Annotated in this window: 19 protein-coding genes and 1 pseudogene; 8 read left to right on the top strand and 12 right to left on the bottom strand. The window is 62.6% G+C overall.

Going from position 1 to position 17412, the window contains the following annotated elements; translation table 11 throughout:
* Positions 1-7: 7 nt before the first annotated feature.
* Both CDO35_RS00480 and CDO35_RS00475 read right to left on the bottom strand, forming a co-directional pair.
* Complete coding sequence (locus CDO35_RS00480) at positions 8-202, bottom strand: SEC-C metal-binding domain-containing protein (protein ID WP_039964455.1); 195 nt, start codon at positions 200-202, stop codon at positions 8-10.
* A gap of 17 nt (positions 203-219) precedes the next feature.
* Positions 220-717 carry an LEA/WHy family protein gene (locus tag CDO35_RS00475; protein WP_099522091.1) on the bottom strand — a complete coding sequence of 166 codons (498 nt, stop codon included), beginning with the start codon at positions 715-717 and terminating at the stop codon, positions 220-222.
* Positions 718-909: 192 nt separating this feature from the next.
* Between CDO35_RS00475 and CDO35_RS00470 the strand changes: the two genes are divergently transcribed.
* A complete protein-coding gene (locus tag CDO35_RS00470; RefSeq protein ID WP_099522090.1) occupies positions 910-1464 on the top strand; it encodes a hypothetical protein in 555 nt (184 codons plus the stop codon).
* A 66-nt stretch (positions 1465-1530) separates the two neighbouring features.
* On the opposite strand, the gene CDO35_RS00465 is transcribed toward CDO35_RS00470, so the two are convergent.
* The 3 genes from CDO35_RS00465 to CDO35_RS00455 all read right to left on the bottom strand — a co-directional run bounded on the left by CDO35_RS00465 (position 1531) and on the right by CDO35_RS00455 (position 3698).
* Complete coding sequence (locus CDO35_RS00465; protein WP_099522089.1) at positions 1531-2646, bottom strand: hypothetical protein; 1116 nt, start codon at positions 2644-2646, stop codon at positions 1531-1533.
* 67 nt (positions 2647-2713) lie between these two features.
* On the bottom strand, positions 2714-3196 hold the full coding sequence (locus CDO35_RS00460) for a YchJ family protein (RefSeq protein ID WP_099522088.1): 483 nt from the start codon (positions 3194-3196) through the stop codon (positions 2714-2716).
* A 4-nt stretch (positions 3197-3200) separates the two neighbouring features.
* Positions 3201-3698, bottom strand: coding sequence for a DUF6231 family protein (locus CDO35_RS00455; RefSeq protein WP_099522087.1), 498 nt, complete (start codon positions 3696-3698; stop codon positions 3201-3203).
* 439 nt (positions 3699-4137) lie between these two features.
* Here CDO35_RS00455 and CDO35_RS22985 point away from each other — a divergent pair.
* From CDO35_RS22985 to CDO35_RS00440, 3 genes and pseudogenes are all read left to right on the top strand, one after another.
* Positions 4138-4491: pseudogene (locus tag CDO35_RS22985) on the top strand (OmpA family protein); the annotation flags it as partial.
* A 291-nt stretch (positions 4492-4782) separates the two neighbouring features.
* Positions 4783-5085, top strand: a complete 303-nt coding sequence (locus tag CDO35_RS00445) for a DUF1145 domain-containing protein (RefSeq protein ID WP_099522086.1) — start codon at positions 4783-4785, stop codon at positions 5083-5085.
* Positions 5078-5839, top strand: a complete 762-nt coding sequence (locus CDO35_RS00440) for a hypothetical protein (protein ID WP_099522085.1) — start codon at positions 5078-5080, stop codon at positions 5837-5839. The genes CDO35_RS00445 and CDO35_RS00440 overlap by 8 nt, the downstream gene beginning before the upstream one ends.
* A gap of 49 nt (positions 5840-5888) precedes the next feature.
* On the opposite strand, the gene CDO35_RS00435 is transcribed toward CDO35_RS00440, so the two are convergent.
* Positions 5889-6353 carry a CopD family protein gene (locus CDO35_RS00435; protein ID WP_099522084.1) on the bottom strand — a complete coding sequence of 155 codons (465 nt, stop codon included), beginning with the start codon at positions 6351-6353 and terminating at the stop codon, positions 5889-5891.
* 140 nt (positions 6354-6493) lie between these two features.
* On the opposite strand from CDO35_RS00435, the gene dinG reads away from it, so the two are divergent.
* Positions 6494-8638 (top strand): ATP-dependent DNA helicase DinG, encoded by a 2145-nt coding sequence (gene dinG / locus CDO35_RS00430; RefSeq protein WP_099522083.1) that lies wholly within the window; start codon positions 6494-6496, stop codon positions 8636-8638.
* A 5-nt stretch (positions 8639-8643) separates the two neighbouring features.
* Here dinG and mnhG read toward each other — a convergent pair whose 3' ends face one another.
* From mnhG to mbhE, 6 genes are read right to left on the bottom strand one after another with little or no spacing between them, the layout of a single operon-like run.
* Positions 8644-8985 (bottom strand): monovalent cation/H(+) antiporter subunit G, encoded by a 342-nt coding sequence (gene mnhG / locus CDO35_RS00425; protein WP_099522082.1) that lies wholly within the window; start codon positions 8983-8985, stop codon positions 8644-8646.
* Complete coding sequence (locus CDO35_RS00420; protein ID WP_004423813.1) at positions 8982-9293, bottom strand: monovalent cation/H+ antiporter complex subunit F; 312 nt, start codon at positions 9291-9293, stop codon at positions 8982-8984. The genes mnhG and CDO35_RS00420 overlap by 4 nt, the downstream gene beginning before the upstream one ends.
* Positions 9290-9787 carry a Na+/H+ antiporter subunit E gene (locus CDO35_RS00415; protein WP_099522081.1) on the bottom strand — a complete coding sequence of 166 codons (498 nt, stop codon included), beginning with the start codon at positions 9785-9787 and terminating at the stop codon, positions 9290-9292. Before CDO35_RS00415 ends, CDO35_RS00420 begins: the two co-directional genes overlap by 4 nt.
* Positions 9787-11283 (bottom strand): proton-conducting transporter transmembrane domain-containing protein, encoded by a 1497-nt coding sequence (locus tag CDO35_RS00410; protein WP_099522080.1) that lies wholly within the window; start codon positions 11281-11283, stop codon positions 9787-9789. The genes CDO35_RS00415 and CDO35_RS00410 overlap by 1 nt, the downstream gene beginning before the upstream one ends.
* Positions 11280-11684 carry a sodium:proton antiporter gene (locus tag CDO35_RS00405; RefSeq protein ID WP_099522079.1) on the bottom strand — a complete coding sequence of 135 codons (405 nt, stop codon included), beginning with the start codon at positions 11682-11684 and terminating at the stop codon, positions 11280-11282. The genes CDO35_RS00410 and CDO35_RS00405 overlap by 4 nt, the downstream gene beginning before the upstream one ends.
* Complete coding sequence (gene mbhE, locus CDO35_RS00400; RefSeq protein WP_099522078.1) at positions 11684-14404, bottom strand: hydrogen gas-evolving membrane-bound hydrogenase subunit E; 2721 nt, start codon at positions 14402-14404, stop codon at positions 11684-11686. The genes CDO35_RS00405 and mbhE overlap by 1 nt, the downstream gene beginning before the upstream one ends.
* A 220-nt stretch (positions 14405-14624) precedes the next feature.
* Between mbhE and CDO35_RS00395 the strand changes: the two genes are divergently transcribed.
* The 3 genes from CDO35_RS00395 to pdxH all read left to right on the top strand — a co-directional run bounded on the left by CDO35_RS00395 (position 14625) and on the right by pdxH (position 17395).
* The gene (locus CDO35_RS00395; protein WP_099522077.1) at positions 14625-15770 is read left to right on the top strand and encodes a serine hydrolase domain-containing protein; all 1146 of its coding nucleotides are present in this window, start codon (positions 14625-14627) and stop codon (positions 15768-15770) included.
* Positions 15771-16013: 243 nt separating this feature from the next.
* Positions 16014-16667, top strand: a complete 654-nt coding sequence (locus CDO35_RS00390; RefSeq protein WP_099522076.1) for an OmpA family protein — start codon at positions 16014-16016, stop codon at positions 16665-16667.
* Positions 16668-16747: 80 nt separating this feature from the next.
* Positions 16748-17395, top strand: coding sequence for a pyridoxamine 5'-phosphate oxidase (gene pdxH, locus CDO35_RS00385; protein WP_099522075.1), 648 nt, complete (start codon positions 16748-16750; stop codon positions 17393-17395).
* Positions 17396-17412: the final 17 nt, after the last annotated feature.

Raw genomic sequence — 17412 nt, 5'->3', positions numbered from 1 at the left:
GCGCGGTTCAGGCGCCGTGGCACTTCTTGAATTTCTTCTCGCTGCCGCACGGGCAAGGATCGTTACGGCCGACATCCTTCAACGCGTTGCGCACGGGCTCCTGATGGCCATGGTTGCAGTGCGGGCCGTGCACATGGTCGTGATCGTGATGATCGTGGTCATGGTTGCAGTCAGGGCCGTGGACGTGGGGTTGGTTGCTCATGGTGTTACTCATGCAGGTTATTCGGGGATGAAATCGCCGGGAATTATCTCTCCATTGCGCGCCATGTGCACGCTGCGGCCGAATAACATACCGGTTTTTACCTGGCCCTTGAGGCTATAGCGAATTGGCTCGTTCGGTTTTTCCAGCGCTTTGACGATCTGTCGCACATGACGCCAGAGGTTGGTGCGCACCGGTACTTCGAAAGTGTGATGACCGTGAGCGGGCACGGTGAACCACTCGTTGGAGTAGCCCTCGGCCAGTTGGATGCCGTTTAGATGGACGTTGTAGTCCAGCCCACGCACCGGCAGGCTGACGCCGTTGGGATTGTCGATTCGAAAGCGCAGGCGGAACTCCTGTTCGAGCAGCCTGGCCTTGACCACATCAACTTTGATGAGTTGGACGTCCGGGTCCTTGAAGCCACCTGTCATCCAGGTGGAGCATCCTGTCAGGCCTGAAAGCAGGCCAAAAAACATCAATAGGCTGATAATTCTTATCATTTGCGCCTGAGAAAACATTTCATACCCCCATTGCGGCTCAGTGTAACAAGCAAGCGCTTGGCTGCAACGGGGAAGCACTCATTATTTTCAATGAGATAGTGGGGTGGTCTGGTGCTGTCGAGGTTCGGGAGAGCATGAATGAGAAGCCTGCAGTGTCGGGGCAAAGGAACCTGCGCCATACTGAGCGGCGAATAGGACAGGAGTGTGACCATGAGTCGCTATGAGATCGCCTTCTCCGGGCAACTGGTGCCGGGCGCCCAGCCGGAGCTGGTCAAAGCCAATATGGCCAAGCTGTTCCAGGCCGATGCTCAGCGCATTGCCCAGTTGTTCTCTGGGCGTCGCATCGTGATCAAGAACAACCTCGATGCCGCTGCCGCGGAAAAATACCGCGCGACGCTGGAGCGGGCCGGTGCTCGGGTCGAGGTCGTCGACATGGACGTGGTGATCGAGGAGGTCGAGCTGGCTCCGCCTCCGCCCGTACAGTCGGAACCTGCGCCGGTAGCCATCCCCGCTGCGGCCAGGCCGGGTCGCCTGCAGGTCGCTCCCCGAGATGAGTACATGGCCGCGTTCAGTGATGTGGATGCGCCGGATTTCGATATCGCTCCGGTGGGCAGCAATCTGCAAGACGCCAGACCCGACGCTGCCGCGCCACAGGTCGATCTTTCGCAGTTCAGTCTGGCCCCCGTCGGTAGCGATATGGGGCAAGCCAAGCCCTTAGCTCCCGCTCCTGCGCCGGATACCTCGCACCTGAAACTGCAGGATTGACGGTCCAGCAGGCAATGAAGCGCCGTGAGCTGCCCAGGCAGTCCCGGCGTTTTTGCGCTCAGGCTGCTAACCAGCCTTGCACTTGGCTGCGGCCTCTTCAGGTTTGAGATTGCGCACGCTGGTGAAGAACAGCTCGCAGGTTTGCAGTTTCTCCGTCACCTGCCATTTCTCTGTGCAGGTATTGAGCGTTTGCTGCGGATCAACTGCCGGTTGCCGGCCCATGTTGGCCTGCCAGCAGGCGGCGCTCAGGTCTTGCCCCATGACCTTGATCCCTGCTGCGTTGGCGGCGGCCTCGCTGCCCTTGTTGTTGGCCGGATCGGCCGCATACCAGATATAGCTTGGGTGATTGGCGCCGAGCACGGGGACCTGCTTTCCAGGCCTCGCCTCGATCTGGCCGAGGCCCAGCACCGGCAGATTCACTCCGTATTGCTGTGTGATCCAGCTACGCACCGGCGCACCAAAGGCGACCATCGGCAGGCTGGTATTCCCCGGGCCGGCGCTGAGCTCGCTGACCATGCGCCGTTGATAGCTGGTGAAGTAGCCATAGACGCCTTCCAGAGCACTGCCGGCACTGGCTGGGGCGGCAATCGGAGCGATGTCGACGATGGTCTGATAAGCGGGTGTGTGTTCTGGTTGTACACCATTGAAACTGAGCAGAGAGGCCCAGCGGTCTGTGGTGCTGGAGCGTAGGTAGTCCTGAGCCTGGGTCAGTGAGTAGTCCGGCGGGAAGTGCAGCAACTCGACGCTCTTGCGGTTCTCCAGGGCCATGCCCAGGGGCAGGAAGAAGTACCAGTTGTACTGCCATTTGCCGTCACGATTCAGCTGGCTGGCGCCCTGATAGGCCAGGTCACCGGTATCGAGCAGTTGCAGCAGCGGCTTGCCGTAATCTGTTGGCGCGCCGTCGAAGGTGGCATGAATGCGTTCCCCGTTGCGTGTTACGCGCACGTTGGCCTGGGGGTAACCATCGCGCGTCAGGCTCTGCTGCAGGTAGTGTTCGACCGTCTGTTCCAGCGTCCAGTCGCGGTAGCAGATCACGCTGCAGTTGTTCGGGTAGGCGAACAGGCGACTGACGCGCTGGCTGTCACCCAGATCCAGCGTTTCCCCTTGCAGCCCGCCGGGCTGGTTGGCGCAGCCTACTAGCAGGCCGGCCAGGATAAGAGCGATACCACTTTTCTTGTGCATGGCTTTCTCCTTGTTAAGTGTCCTCGCGGGACGTTTCAACTGAAGCAGAAAGCAGGATTAACGCCAATCAGGCACTCAGGTAGGGCGCACAGCACTTCTTGAACTTCTGCCCGCCTTGGCAGGGACACGGGTCATTGCGTCCGGCTTTCAGTGGCGCCGTGGGGTCGAGAAAGAACCAGCGTCCGTCCACCTGAACGAAAGCGGAGCATTCGCGGTGACGATGTTCGCCGTTGTCATCGTGCCAGCGGGCAACGAAGGTGACCTGGGCGTGCTCCGGTTTGCCGCCGAATACGTCGCTGCCCTCGACTTCCAGTCCCAGCCAGGTGCTCTGCGCACTCCAGGCAGCCATGGCGTCGTGGTCGAGCGCTTGTTGCTGGGCAGGCAAAGTGGTGGCGACCAGATAGTCCACCAGGCCCAGCACATAAGCGGTGTAGCGCGAGCGCATCAATAGTTCCGCGCTGGGGGCGTGGGCCCCCGCATGATAGCGACCGCAGCACTGGCTCAGCAGGTTGCCGCTGCCGCAGGGGCAATTGGGATCGAGTGGGTTCATCGCTCTACCACCAGTATTTGCCGAAGTTTTGTGGATTAGCCCAGAATTTTGCGTTCAACCAGTCGGGAACTTGCTTGTAATCAAGCAGATCATAGGTGAACAGATGCAGGGTCTGTCCCTCGCGCTGGAACTGTTCACTGGCTTGCAAAGCCAGGGCGAAAAGATCGGTTTCCTGCCAACCACATGCCTTCAGGTCGAGCAATACGGCGACCCGGCTGGCATTGAGGTTGCGGATGCCGCCCAGTAGTTGCAGTCCATCGCGTTTGGGTAAGTGCTCCAGACAGTCGACCAGAATTGCCAGGTCGAAGCGCTGCGCGGCCAGTTCAGGCGCCAGGGGGGCAGCAGGTGCGGTGGTGACCTGACACTGCGGGTGGGCGCTTTGAAAGGCGCTGACTGCGGGTAGTTCGCTTGCCCCGAGCAACAGCAGTTTTTCGGGGGTATAGCGGGCAAGCAGTGCCGCAATGGCTTGCTGTGGAGTACGGGTGCTAAGGCTGGCGGTCATCGAACTTCCTCGAAAAGTCTGCAAAGACTAACGTGGTGTCGGTATCAGGCCTAGAGTGAGAGAAAATTATCCGCAGAAGCTGCTATAGCTGGCGGATTGTACAACTCCTGTCTTTACTACTATTGAGTCGGTTATGGGCCGATGAACATTGGAGACCTAAAGTATGAGTATCACAAGGAACGCAGTACCCCTGATTCTGGCTAGTACCCTGCTGACCGGCTGTGCCGGCTTGCAGAAAACCGACTGGCCCACCTGCGCAGCTGTAGGCGGTGTGGGTGGTGCGGCGTTAGGGGCAATTGAAAGTTCTTCCTGGGCTGGTGCTGGTGCTGCGCTCGGTGCTGGTTTAGGCGCAGCTTACTGCTGGGTACACGGTGCCGAAGCGCAGCAGGTTGCCGTTGTCGAAGAAGTTGTTGTCGAGGAGGTTGCCGTTGCCGAGCCGGCCGAAGCCGTTCGTGTCGAACTGGACGTCAAGTTCGACTTCGACAAGGCCCAGGTCAAGCAGGAAAGCTATGGCGATATCAAAGCCCTGGCCGACTTCATGAAACAGTATCCGCAGACCAGCACTGTGGTTGAAGGTCACACCGACTCCGTGGGCAGCGATGCTTACAACCAGGGTCTGTCCGAGCGCCGTGCCAGTGCCGTTCGCGACGTTCTGGTCAACCAGTACGGTGTCGAGTCCGGCCGTGTGCAGGCGGTGGGCTATGGCGAGAGCCGCCCGGTTGCTGACAACGCCACTGCTGATGGCCGTGCCATCAACCGTCGCGTAGAAGCCGAGGTCGAAGCTCAGCCGTAAGGCGCTTCGCTCAACCGGATAAGGCGTCACCCGAAAAGGCCCGACCGATTTTCATCGGTCGGGTCTTTTCTTGTGCGGAATCTGCCGCTGACCGCGGCTTGCGCGCAATCTTCCTTGTACCTGCACCTCTTCGCTGATAGTGGGCCGCGCCCATGACGGATGCAGCGAGGCACTCGAGCGTTCGCGGGTGATAAACAAAGTCGTTAAAAAATATTCGTCGCTCTGGTGGTCATTGTTGCGAGGGGGTAACGTGCAGCGCTAATTAGAAAATAGCTGCGCAAGAGGGCGGGGATGAAAACATTGTTGACGATGGGCAAGGCGCTGGCCTTGGCCTTCTGGCTGGTATTCGGGGCGGCGCTGGCCAAGCGTTTCGGTACCCCGTTCGAACAACTCGTCTATGTGCTCGCGGCCTTTCTTGCGTTGCTGCATGGCGTGCAACTGTGGCTGTTTTCAGACCTCCTGTCCGGTCGCGCTAGCCCCTGGCTGGATCGTCTACAGGTCCTGCTGTTCGGCGTTTTCCACCTCTACCCGCTGAAGGTAGAGCACAAGTCCGAATGCATGGCAGCAGCGTTTGAGGAGGCTACTCATGCGTAGTTTCACGCTGTTGCTCTGCCTGTTTGCGGGTACTTCACTTGCTGCTACGCAGGTCAAGGTACCTTCCAATACCTTGATGCGCTTACCGGTCGCCAGCAGCAGTCTGCAGCTTGAGCGACTGGAAGTGGCGGATCAGGCCACCCTGATGATTCCTGCGACGGTGACCGAGCTGCATATCGGCGAGTTGCTGATGGGCCGCGACGCACGTATTGGCGTAGCGCCCAGCGATCAGCCGCTGCGTCTGGTGGTTGAGGATGCCGATATCGGTCCGGGCGCCTGGATCAGCGCCAAGGGCGCCGCTGGTACGTACACCCGGCCAGCCACTCCTGGGCGGGAGATCAAACTCAAGCTGCACAAGCTGACATTCGAGTCGCTGACCCTGGATGTGCGTGGTGGTCAGGGCAGGCCGGGTTATGCCGGGCTCGATGGCGCGCATGGGCAGCCGGGTGGTTGTACCTGGGGCCAGGCCAGCGCTGGCTACGATGGCCAGGACGGTACCGATGGTCATGATGGCGCGCCGGGCGGCAATGTGGTGCTGGAAGTGCCGCACCAAGTCGAGGTCGAGCGCATGCAGGTGCTGCTCGATGGCGGCGCGGGTGGTGTAGCTGGATCGGCGGGGCGCCCCGGCCGTGGCGGGGCCGCCAAGGGTTGCCTGGTCTATGGCGTAGAGGGGGCTGCCGATGGCAAACCCGGTCAGCCTGGGCGCGAAGGCGCTGCAGGTCGCAGTGGCGCTGTGCAGGTGTTTCGTTTCTGACCCTACCCAGCCCTCGTTCGCTCATTGCCAGCGAGGGCTGCGTCATCGATCAGAATGACGGCCGCATGGCCACCAGCGTCATCAGTGCCAGGCCGATCAACAGATTGCTGCCTACGATCCTGCGAATTCGCCCCAGCACCTCGCCGCCTGCCGGCCAGTTTTCGGCCTCCACGGCGCGCCGCAGCTCCGGTAGCTGCAGTGCTTGAATCCGCAGGAACAGAGCGAGCATCACCAGGTACAAGCCCATCATGATGTGCACATAGCGCGGCGCTGTTTCGAAGCCGCTGTAGCCCATGTGCAGCATGCCCATGCCGGTCACAGGCAAGATCAGTACCGCCAGCCAGACCCAGACGAAGAAGCGTTTGAACACACTCAGCCACAGGCGCAGGCGTGCTGGCGGCTCCAGTGTTTCCACCGCTGCCGGGCGCAGAATCATCCAGGCGAAGAACATGCCGCCGACCCAGACGACGGCGGCCAGCAGGTGTAGCGCATAGAGCGGTGCGTAAGGTGTCATGCGGTATCTCCAGAGGGGCCGTTTGGCAGCTTGGTTGATTCGATTGGCACGCGAGTCTGCGCCAGATCGACAGGCGCGCTATGATAGCGATCGCTCCGCGAATACTGAAAATTTATCCAGCCTTTTTCGTTTCAGAATCCATGCTCAGTACCGAACTCAAGTCCCAGATCCAGGGCGCCTATTCGCGCTTTCTCGAGGCCAAGTCACTCAAGCCGCGCTACGGCCAGCGGCTGATGATCGCCGAGATTGCCAAGGTGCTCGGCACCATCAAGACCGATGACGAGGGCAAGCGTCTGGGTGAGCCTGCCGTGGTGGCGGTCGAGGCGGGCACCGGTACCGGCAAGACGGTGGCTTACAGCCTGGCCACCATTCCCACGGCCAAGGCCGCTGGCAAGCGCCTGGTGATTGCCACCGCCACCGTGGCGCTGCAGGAGCAGATCGTGCACAAGGATCTGCCCGATCTGCTGCGCAACAGCGGCCTGAACTTCAGCTTCGCCCTGGCCAAGGGCCGTGGTCGTTACCTGTGCCTGTCCAAGCTTGATCACCTGCTGCAGGATGGTGCCGCGCAGAGCGCTACCGCGCAGTTGTTCGAGGAAGAGGGTTTTCGCATCGATGTGGATGAACAGGGCCAGAAGCTGTTCACCGCGATGATCGAAAAGCTCGCCGGCAACAAATGGGACGGCGACCGCGACAGCTGGCCGGAGGAGCTGGAAGACGTGCGCTGGGCGCAGCTGACCACCGACCACAGCCAATGCACCAATCGTCATTGCCCGAACTTTCAACAGTGCGCCTTCTACAAGGCGCGCGAGGGCATGGGCAAGGTCGATGTGATCGTCACCAACCACGACATGGTGCTGGCCGACCTGGCCCTGGGCGGCGGCGCAGTGTTGCCCGACCCGCGTGAAACCATCTACGTCTTCGACGAAGGCCATCACCTGCCGGACAAGGCCATCGGCCATTTCGCTCACTTCACCCGCTTGCGCTCGACCGCCGACTGGCTGACCCAGATCGACAAGAACCTGACCAAGCTGCTGGCGCAGAACCCGTTGCCGGGGGATCTCGGCCGGCTGATCGAACAGGTGCCGGAGCTGGCCCGCGAGCTGAAGACCCAGCAGCAATTCATGTTCACTGTTTGTGAAGAGATTGCCGACTTCAAGGCCGGAGAGGACATGGAAGGGCGCGAACGCCCGCGTCACCGCTTCGTCGGCGGCGTGGTGCCGGAGCACCTGACCGAGTTGGGGCTGGAGTTGAAGAAGGGCTTTTCCAAGCTCAACGACCTGTTTACCGGGGTTACCGAGCTGCTCAAGGAAGCGATGGACGGCGAGGGTGCCGTGGGCATCGCCAGCCACCAGGCTGAGGAGTGGTATCCGCTGTTCGGCAGCCTGATGGCACGCGCCAAGGGCAACTGGGAGCTGTGGCTGGCTTTCACCGCCGAAGACCCGGAGGAAAGCCCGCCGATGGCGCGCTGGTTGACCCTGGCCGAGAGCGGTGCGCTGTTCGATATCGAGGTCAACGCCAGCCCGATCCTGGCCGCCGAGACGCTGCGCCGTAACCTGTGGAATGTCGCCCATGGCTGCCTGGTGACGTCCGCGACGCTGACCGCGCTGGGCACCTTCGACCGCTATCGCATGCGTGCGGGCCTGCCCAGAGTGGCGGTCGCCGCCATCGTGCCGAGCCCCTTCCATCATGCCGATGCCGGCCTGCTGCGTGTGCCTGATCTCAAGGCCGACCCGCGCGAGGCAGCAGTACATACGGCAGCGATTATTCGCGAGCTGCCAGACCTGGTGGCGGGCAGTCGCGGAACGCTGGTGCTGTTCTCCTCACGCAAGCAGATGCAGGACGTGTTCGATGGCCTGGATCGTGACTGGCGCAAACGGGTGTTCATTCAGGGCAACCTGTCCAAACAGGAGACCCTGAACAAGCACAAGGCACGCGTCGATTCAGGTGAGGAAAGCGTGCTGTTCGGCCTGGCCAGTTTCGCCGAAGGTGTCGACCTGCCGGGTGCCTACTGCGAGCACGTGGTGATCGCCAAGATTCCCTTCGCCGTGCCGGATGATCCGGTGGAGGCGGCGCTGGCCGAGTGGATCGAGGCGCGCGGTGGTAATCCCTTCATGGAAATCGCCGTGCCTGACGCTTCGCTGCGCCTGGTGCAGGCTTGCGGTCGCCTGCTGCGCACCGAGGCCGACCGCGGCACCATCACCCTGCTGGATCGGCGTGTGGTTACCCAGCGCTACGGCAAGGCCATTCTCAATGCGTTGCCGCCGTTCCGTCGGCAGATCGACTGACTGATCTATTCACCGCCCCTGTTGCGCTGCTCCAGCTCATCACCCAGTCGTCCCAGCGTCGGCCGAATGCCGGCGCGGTGCGCGGCGCGGGCGATGGCGTGAGCGGCCAGCGGTGCGCTGGCCAGCAGAATCAGCAGGCCGATAAAGGCCTCCAGGGCCAGCTCGCCACTGCTGGCCAGAGCCACTGCGCCAAGTAACAGGACGGCGCCGAGCACGCCGGCCTTGCTCGCGGCGTGCATGCGGCTGTAGCTGTCGGGCAGGCGCAGCACGCCAATCGCGCCAAGCAGAGAAATCACCGCGCCGCCCAGAACCAGCAGCGAGGCTAGCCAGGCTTGTACTTCGTTCATGGGCGTTCCTCGCTTTTTTCCGGCATCTGGCTGTGGGCATCGTCGAACAGGAAGGCAAAGGCTGCCGTACCGAGAAACGACACCAGTGCCAGCAGCACCGCGACGTCGATGAACAGCGCCTCGCCGCGCATCAGACACAGCAGTGCCATAGCGGCGACCGCCAGCAGGGTGAGGGCGTCGATGGCCACCGCACGATCCGGGCGGCTCGGGCCGCGCAACAGGCGATAGAGGCTGATCAAACCACTCAGTGCGAGCATGGCTGCAGCCAAGGGCAGTACCCAGGCGGCGCCGGCCAGGTGCAGGGTCATGGTGTTACTCCTTCGGCTTTGACGGCATCGAGCCAGGCCAACAGACGGCGTTCCAGCTCGATGAGGGTTTCGGTCACGTCCTCACGGCGACGTGCATCGAGTGCGTGGATATAGAGCAGGCCTTGCTCCTCGTCATAATCCAGGGCCAGGGTGCCGGGGGTCAGGGTCAGCAGGGTGCCGAGCAGGGTGACCTTGTCCACTTCGCGGCGGGTCACCGGGTAGGCAAGCACTGCTGGTTCCACGTCGACCCGGCGCGCCAGCACCAGAATGGCGACGTGGTAGGTCGCGAGAAATACCTGGGCGATGAACCACAGGCAGAAACTGACGCCATGTTCCAGGCTGCGTGCGTAACGACCAAGGCGTTGGACGGCCAACCCCAGCAGGCGGGCGATCAGGTAAAACAGGGCGAAGGCCAGCAGGCCGCCGCCCAGATGGCCGGCGCCGAGGCTCCATGCCAGGCCAGCGCTGGCCAGCAAATGGATGACAAACAGCATCAGATACCTCCTGCGCCGGTGAAGGGTTGCAGATAGGCTTGCGGGTCGGCGAGCTGCGCGGCGGCCGCCACGGCATAGTCGATCAGCGGACCGGCGCCCAGGCCGATCAACACGGTCAGCAGCGCCAGGGCACTCATGCCCAGCCAGGCCGCGCGTATGCCGGTAACCGTTTGCAGCGCCTCTTCACCTCCTGGATGGGGCTTGAGAAAGGCTTCGTTCCAGATCTTGTTCATCGACAGCAGGGTGAATACGCCGGTCAGCAGGGCAATAGCCGCCGCCCACCAGGCAGCAGCATCCAGGCTGGCCTTGACCAGCAGGAACTTGGCCCAGAAACCGGACAACGGCGGAATGCCCGCCAGTGACAGCGCCGGAATGGCGAACAGCAGTGCCAGCCAGGGCATGCGCTTATATAGCCCGCCCATGTCGGCCAGCCGCTCGGAGCCACAGATGCGCGCCGCCAGGCCGCCGATGAAGAACAGGTTGGCTTTCACCACGATATGGTGGATCAGGTAGAACACCGCGCCGGCCAGCGCCAGCGGGGTGGCCAGGGCCAGGCCGAGGATCATGTAGCCAACCTGGCTTACAATGTGGAACGACAGGATGCGCCGCACCTCGGTCTGCGCCGCCGCGCCAAGCACACCTACCAGCATGGTTGCGCAGGCGACCCACAGCAGCAGTTGATGCGGCAGGCCATGTTCCGGCCAGAGCAGGGTCACCAGGCGGATCAGTGCGTACACGCCGACCTTGGTCAGCAGCCCTGCGAACATCGCCGAAACGGCTGTCAGGGCAACGTGATAGGTGGCCGGCAACCAGCCGAATACCGGGAACAGCGCGGCCTTGATGGCGAACGACAGCAACATCAGCAGCAGTGCCGGCGTTACGCCAGGTGGCGCCTCACCGCTGCGCATGATCACCGCCAGCTCGCCCATGTTCAGCGTGCCGCTGGCGCCGTAGACCAAGCCGGCAGAGAGCAGGAAGATCAGCGTGGCGAACAGGTTCAGAGCCACGTAGGTCATGCTGCCGGCCAGCCGGCGGCTGCCACCGCCAAGCGCCATCAGGGCGAAGGAGGCGATCAGCAGCACTTCGAACCAGACGTACAGGTTGAAGATATCGGCGGTGATGAAGGCGCCGCAGATACCGGTCAGCAGACCCTGGATGAACAGATGGAAGTCGCGACCGATCTTGCTGTCGTTGTCCTTGGCCACGCCATAGAGCAGGGTGACCAGTGCGACTAGGGCACTGATGGCGATCATCACCGCTGACAGGCGATCAATCACCAGGCTGATACCGAACGGCGCCTGCCAGTTGCCCACCTGACCGCTGAGCACCACGCCTTGCGCGGCCTGCCAGACCAGCACCAGGCCGACGGCCAGCAGCAGGGCGGCGCCGCTTAGGCTGAGCACACGCACGGCCAGCAGGTGGCGGCGCAGGATGATCGCCAGCAGCAGGCTGCACAGGGGGATGAGAATCGGTGCAACGAGTAACGCGTGATTCATCGGCGAGCCTCCGCGCCACTGGCGTCGTTTTCATGCTCGCTGTCGTGCCAGTCCGGTGCCGGTTGCTCGGTGATCGAGCTGACCGAGTCGGTGGTCTTGTCGCCATGCAGTTCGCGGGTGCGCTTGAGCAGCGCCAGGGCGAAGATGAACAGGCTGAAACCGATGACGATGGCGGTCAGCACCAGCGCCTGCGGCAACGGGTTGGCTGTGCTGACTGCGTTGCCAGCCTCGACGAATGCCGGGCGTTCGCCGAAGAAGCGCCCAGCGGTGAGAACCCCCAGGTTGATTGCATTACCCAGGACCACCACGCCCAGCACGACGCGCTTGAGGTTGCGATCCAGGAGCATCCACAGGCCCAGACCCGCCAGGCCTCCGGTAGTGATTGCGGCTAGCCATTCCATTACTGGCGAACTCCCGTGAGCTTGTCGATCATGTGCAGGGCGGAGCCGAACACGGTGAGGAAAACGCCGATATCGAAGAGCAAGGGCGTGCCCAGCGGCAGCCCGCCGGGGAAGGTCCAGAGACCGGTAAGAAAGGCGTTGCCTGCGATCAGGCCAAGAATGCCGGCGCCCGCCGCACAACCCAGGCCAATACCGATCAACTGCGCAGGCGCAACGGGCAGCACCCGGCGAATCTGTCCGTGACCGTAGGTCAGCACCAGTAGGATCAGGCCGCAGGCCGCCACCAAGCCGCCGATGAAACCTCCGCCGGGCAGGTTGTGACCGCGCCACAGCACCAGCAGCGAGGCGGCCATCATCAACCAGGCCAGCGGGCGCAGGCCTTGGCGCAGCAGCGGCGAGGTGAAGGCGTCTTCACCGCTATGCTCGTTACCGAAGCGCCGGCCGGTGCCCAGCAGGCTGGCTGCAGCCAGGGCGGAGAGGGCGACCACGAGGATCTCGCCGAGGGTATCGAAGGCGCGGAAGTCCACCAGGATCACATTGACCACGTTGTGCCCGTGGCCACCCGGCAAGCTGTTGGCCTGATACCACTGGGCAATTTCACCCGGCAGTGGCAGGCTTACCGCCAGCAGCAGGGCGCCGGTCACGCTGAGGCCGAAGAGAATCGCCACGCTGGCGTGCAGGCGTCGCTTCCACGGCGCGCGTGCGCCGCTGGTGGGAACCGTGGGCATCTTGCGAAACACCAGGGCGAGGAAGATCAGACTGAGGGTTTCCACCATCAGCTGGGTCATCGCCACGTCCGGTGCATTGACCGAGACGAACACCAGCGCCAGACCCAGACCGCAAGCACCCAACGCCGCCAGCAAGGTCAGTCGGCCAGGCAGGAAGGCTGCTGCCACGCCGCCAGCCAGTGCCAACAGGCAGCCGGCCAAACCCAGCGGTGAGATGGGGCTGTAGCTGCCCTGCAGCAGTTGCGGCAGAGCAGGTACCAGGCCGACCGCCAAGAGGCCGCCGACTGCCAGGGCCAGCAGTACCAGATGCTGGCGCAAGGAACCGTGCTGAAAACGCGCGGCAAGCAACCCTGCGAAGTGGAATACGCGTTTGAGCAAACGATCCCAGATCAGGTCGCCGCTGACGTTCCAGGCCGCGTTGGCGCGATCGAGCAGCCGTCTGACGCGGTCACGCATGACATAGAACAGCACGCCCAGCGATACGGTCATCAAGCTGGCCAACAGCGCTGGAGTGATGCCGCCCCATAGATACAGGTGTACATCCACCGGGCCACGTGCCATGGCCTGTACCGCATTATTCACCAGCCAGGTTTCCGGCCAGGCATTCCAGGCGCCGAGCAGGAAACCGCCTATGGCCAGCAGCATCGGCCCCAGCCACATCGGCAGGCCAACTTCGTGCGGCGTGCGTGGGTAGTCGCCACGCTTGCCGAGGAACGTCTGCAGGAAGACCAGGCCGGCAGCGGCGAACAGCAGGGCGTTGGTAAGGATCATCACCAGCGTCACCGCCCAGCCGATATGACCCATCTCGATCAGGCCGGTGTACTTGAATTCCTTGGCGATGAAGCCGAAGAACGGCGGCAAGCCGGCGTTGGAAAACGCTGCCAGCGCCACGGCTGCGCCAGTCAGTGGCATGAAGCGGATCAGGCCGCCAAGACGGGCCAGTTCACGGGTGCCGGTGGCGTGGTCGATGGCGCCGACCGCCATGAACAGCGCGCCTTTATACAGAGAATGCGCCACCAGATAGAGCACGAACGCCTGCAGGCCATAGCTGGTGTTGGTGCCGATCAGCATGGTCAGCTGGCCCAGCACGGTCACCGTGGTGTACGCCAGCAGGCGCTTGAGGTCGGTCTGGCGGAAGGCGAGAAAGGCGCCGAGCACCGCAGTGGCTGCGCCGAAGGTAATCAGCAGCGTGCCCCAGCCGACGGAGCCGCCGAGCACCGGGTTGAGACGGGCCAGCAGATAGATGCCGGCTTTTACCATGGTTGCCGAGTGCAGGTAGGCCGACACTGGCGTCGGTGCGTTCATCGCGTTGGGCAGCCACAGGTGGAAGGGCACCTGCGCCGACTTGGTGAAGCAGCCCAGCAGCACCAGGGCGATGATCGCCGGCAGCAGCACATGGCCTTCGATCTGCTCGGCGCTGAGGCTGGAGAACTGCCAATTACCGGTCGCGCCACCGAGCAGAATCAGCCCCGCCAGCAATGCCAGACCACCGCCACCGGTGATCAGCAGCGCCTGCAGCGCCGCCCGGCGCGAGACGGCTTTGTCGTGTTGAAAGCTGATCAACAGGAAGGAGGCGATACTGGTCAGCTCCCAGAACACGAACATCGCCACGAGGTCGTCGGCTAGCACCAGGCCGAGCATCGCCAGCATGAACACCAGCAAGTAGGCATGAAAGCGACCGAGGTGGGCGTGGCTGGACAGGTAACTGCCGGCGTACAGCACGATCAGGCTGCCGATGCCGCTGATCAATAGGGCAAAAACCAGCGAGAGGCCGTCCAGGCGCAGGCTCAGGTTGATGCCCAGTGCCGGAATCCAGCTCAGGCTCTGCATCACCGCGCCACCGTCGGCGATCAGCGGAATCTGTTGGACGAACCAGACGAAGGCCGCCAGCGGCGCCAACATCAGCAGCCAACCTGTGCGAGCACCCAACAGGCGCGTCAGGCCGGGTGCCATGATGGCAGCCAGGGCGATCAGGGACAGTAGGTAGAGCACTCGTTTCTCCTGTGCCGAGCGTCGAATCCAAGGCGGCCTGACGACTGCGTACGCACCGCAGCTGCGCTGTTCGGGGCGTATTGGTCATATCAGGCCGCATTTGTTTCATCATAGGAAAAACCAATCGAAGATCGCTATTTTATGAAGTTTCAGAACATTGCATGATAGGCGGCTGCCATCATCGGCAGTATTGAGATAAGCAGTGAAACGGGAGAACAGTGTGCAGATTCAGGGCTATTTCGACTTGCGCTTCGAAGCGGTGAGGGACGCATTCGCCGCACTGTTCGATGATGCGCAGGAGCGGGGCGCGGCCCTGTGCGTGAAGGTGGGTGGGGAAACCGTGGTCGACCTGTGGGCCGGTGTGATGGACAAGGACGGCCAGCAGGCCTGGCACAGCGACACCATCGCCAACCTGTTCTCCTGTACCAAACCTTTCGCCGCTGTGGTGGCCCTGCAACTGGTGGGCGAGGGCAAGCTCGACCTGGATGCGCCGGTTGCGCGCTACTGGCCTGAGTTCGCCGCCGCTGGCAAACAACGTATCAGTGTGCGTCACCTGCTCTGCCATCAGGCCGGCTTGCCGGCGTTGCGTCAGGCGCTGCCCGCCGAGGCGCTGTATGACTGGCAGACCATGACCAACGCGTTGGCAGCTGAAGAGCCCTGGTGGCCGCTGGGTGAAGGTCATGGCTACGCGCCCATTACCTATGGTTGGCTGATTGGCGAGCTGATTCGCCGTGTCGAAGGTCGTGGTCCCGGCGAGAGCATCGCTGCGCGCATCGCCAAGCCGTTGGGCCTGGATTTCCACGTCGGCCTGGCTGACAGCGGGTTCGATCGCGTCGCCCATATCGCTCGCGGCAAGGGCAATCTTGGCGACGCTGCCGCGCAACGCCTGCTCAAGGTGATGATGAGTGACGCCCAAGCCATGAGCACGCGCTCGTTCACCAACCCGCCGTCGATCATGACCAGTACCAACAAGCCTGAGTGGCGGCGCATGCAGCAGCCGGCCGCCAATGGCCACGGCAACGCGCGCAGCCTGGCGGGTTTCTATGCCGGTCTTCTCGACGGCAGCCTGCTCGATGCCGAGCTGCTGGGTGAAATGACCCGTGAGCACAGTGTCGGTGACGACAAGACCTTGCTGACCCGCACGCGTTTCGGCCTGGGTTGCATGCTCGATCAGGCCGATGTGGCCAACGCCACTTATGGCATGGGGGCAAAAGCCTTCGGCCATCCCGGCGCCGGTGGCTCCAGCGGTTTTGCCGACCCGGAACGAGACCTGGCATTCGGTTTCGTTACCAACAATCTAGGACCGTTCGTCTTGATGGACCCCCGCGCGCAGAAACTTGCGCGACAGATTGCGGACTGTATCTGATTGAAACGGCTAAACTTGCGCCAACCGTTCAGTACCAACCATAACAGGCCGTTGAAAAAACGTAGGCGAGGCAGCCAGTGCAAGGCAAAAACAGGCGAAAAAGCGCAGTTTACGAGTTGTAAATGAGCATTTTGATCGGACTCGCGCACGAGCCTGTTTTTAACGCAGCAATGGCAACGCAGGTAGTTTTTCAACAGCCTGATAACGAATCGACCATTAGATCTGTTTGACCCCGGGGGCTACATGCGTGCCAACAAGATTTTTGCCTTTACCTGCTGCCTGCTGATCGCGGGCTGCGCCGGCTCGGAAAAGAAGGAAGTCGCCAAGCCGGCAGTGATGCCACCGCCTCAAGTGACTCGCGCTTGGCTCGACGAGTACGAGCCGAAACTGCGTGAAGCGGTCAAGGGCAGCCACTTCGAGTTCGAGCGCCGCGAAAACCTGCTGGTGGTCACCGCCCCGGTGCAGGGCTCGTTCAATCCGGATCGCCCGCAGATGTTGCTGCCGGTCAGCCTGGGCCCGATCACTCGCGTGGCCAAACTGCTGGAAGCCGACGAGGATGTCGCCGTGGTCGTGCTCGGCCATGCCGACACCAGCGGTGACGACGCGAAGAACCGCGAACTCAGTCAGCAGCGCGCGCGTGCCGTGACCTCGATTTTTCGTCTCAGCGGCCTCAAGCAAAACCGCCTGCAGGTCATGGGTCTGGGCTCCGACGCACCCCGTGCGGCAAACGACAGCGCGGCCGGCCGTGCGCTCAACCGCCGCGTGGAAATCCTCCTGACCTCGCGTGACACCATGCAGGGCCTGATCGCCAAGTACAGCCAACCGGCCAAGGCTGAGCTCAAGGATGCACCCAAGGTAGCTGCTGCAGATCAAGGAAAAGTGGGCAAGTCGGAGTAAGCTTGCGGGCATTTCCACCCTGAGCGGGCAGGCACTCGAATCCAGCGGATTGGTTTCTGGCCCTGCCCTGAGGAATTGCCATGACCCAAACCCTGGCCGATATGCGCCGCGACTATACCCGCGATGGCCTGAGCGAAGCCCAGGCCCCGTTGGAGCCCTTTGCCCTGTTTCGTCAGTGGTTCGATGACGCGGTCAAGACCGAGCAATTGCCGGTCGAACCCAACGCCATGACCCTGGCCACCGTCGACGAAGATGGCCGCCCGCACTGCCGGGTGCTACTGCTCAAGGGGCTCGACGAACGCGGCTTCACCTTCTTCAGCAACTACGACAGCGCCAAGGGCCGCCAGCTCGCGGCACGCCCGTTCGCCGCCATGACCTTCTTCTGGCCCAGCCTGGAGCGCCAGGTGCGCATCGAAGGTCGTGTCGAGCAGGTCACCCCGGCCGAATCCGACGGCTACTTCCAGGTACGCCCGCTGGGCAGTCGCATAGGCGCCTGGGCTTCGCCGCAGAGCAAGGTGATTCGCGACCGCGCCGAGCTGGAAAACCTGCTGGCGGAAACCGAAAGACGCTTCCTCAACCAGACGCCACACTGCCCACCGCACTGGGGCGGCTACCGTCTGCTGCCCGAGCGCATCGAATTCTGGCAGGGCAGGCCAAGTCGGCTGCATGACCGCCTCAACTATCGGTTCAAGGGTGAAGCCTGGATTCGTGAGCGGCTGGCGCCCTGACCATCAGCTACCGCCGA

Origin of the sequence: Pseudomonas sediminis, assembly GCF_002741105.1 — a bacterium.
Lineage (GTDB): Bacteria > Pseudomonadota > Gammaproteobacteria > Pseudomonadales > Pseudomonadaceae > Aquipseudomonas > Aquipseudomonas sediminis.
This window is presented reverse-complemented; position numbering and strand designations above follow the sequence as displayed.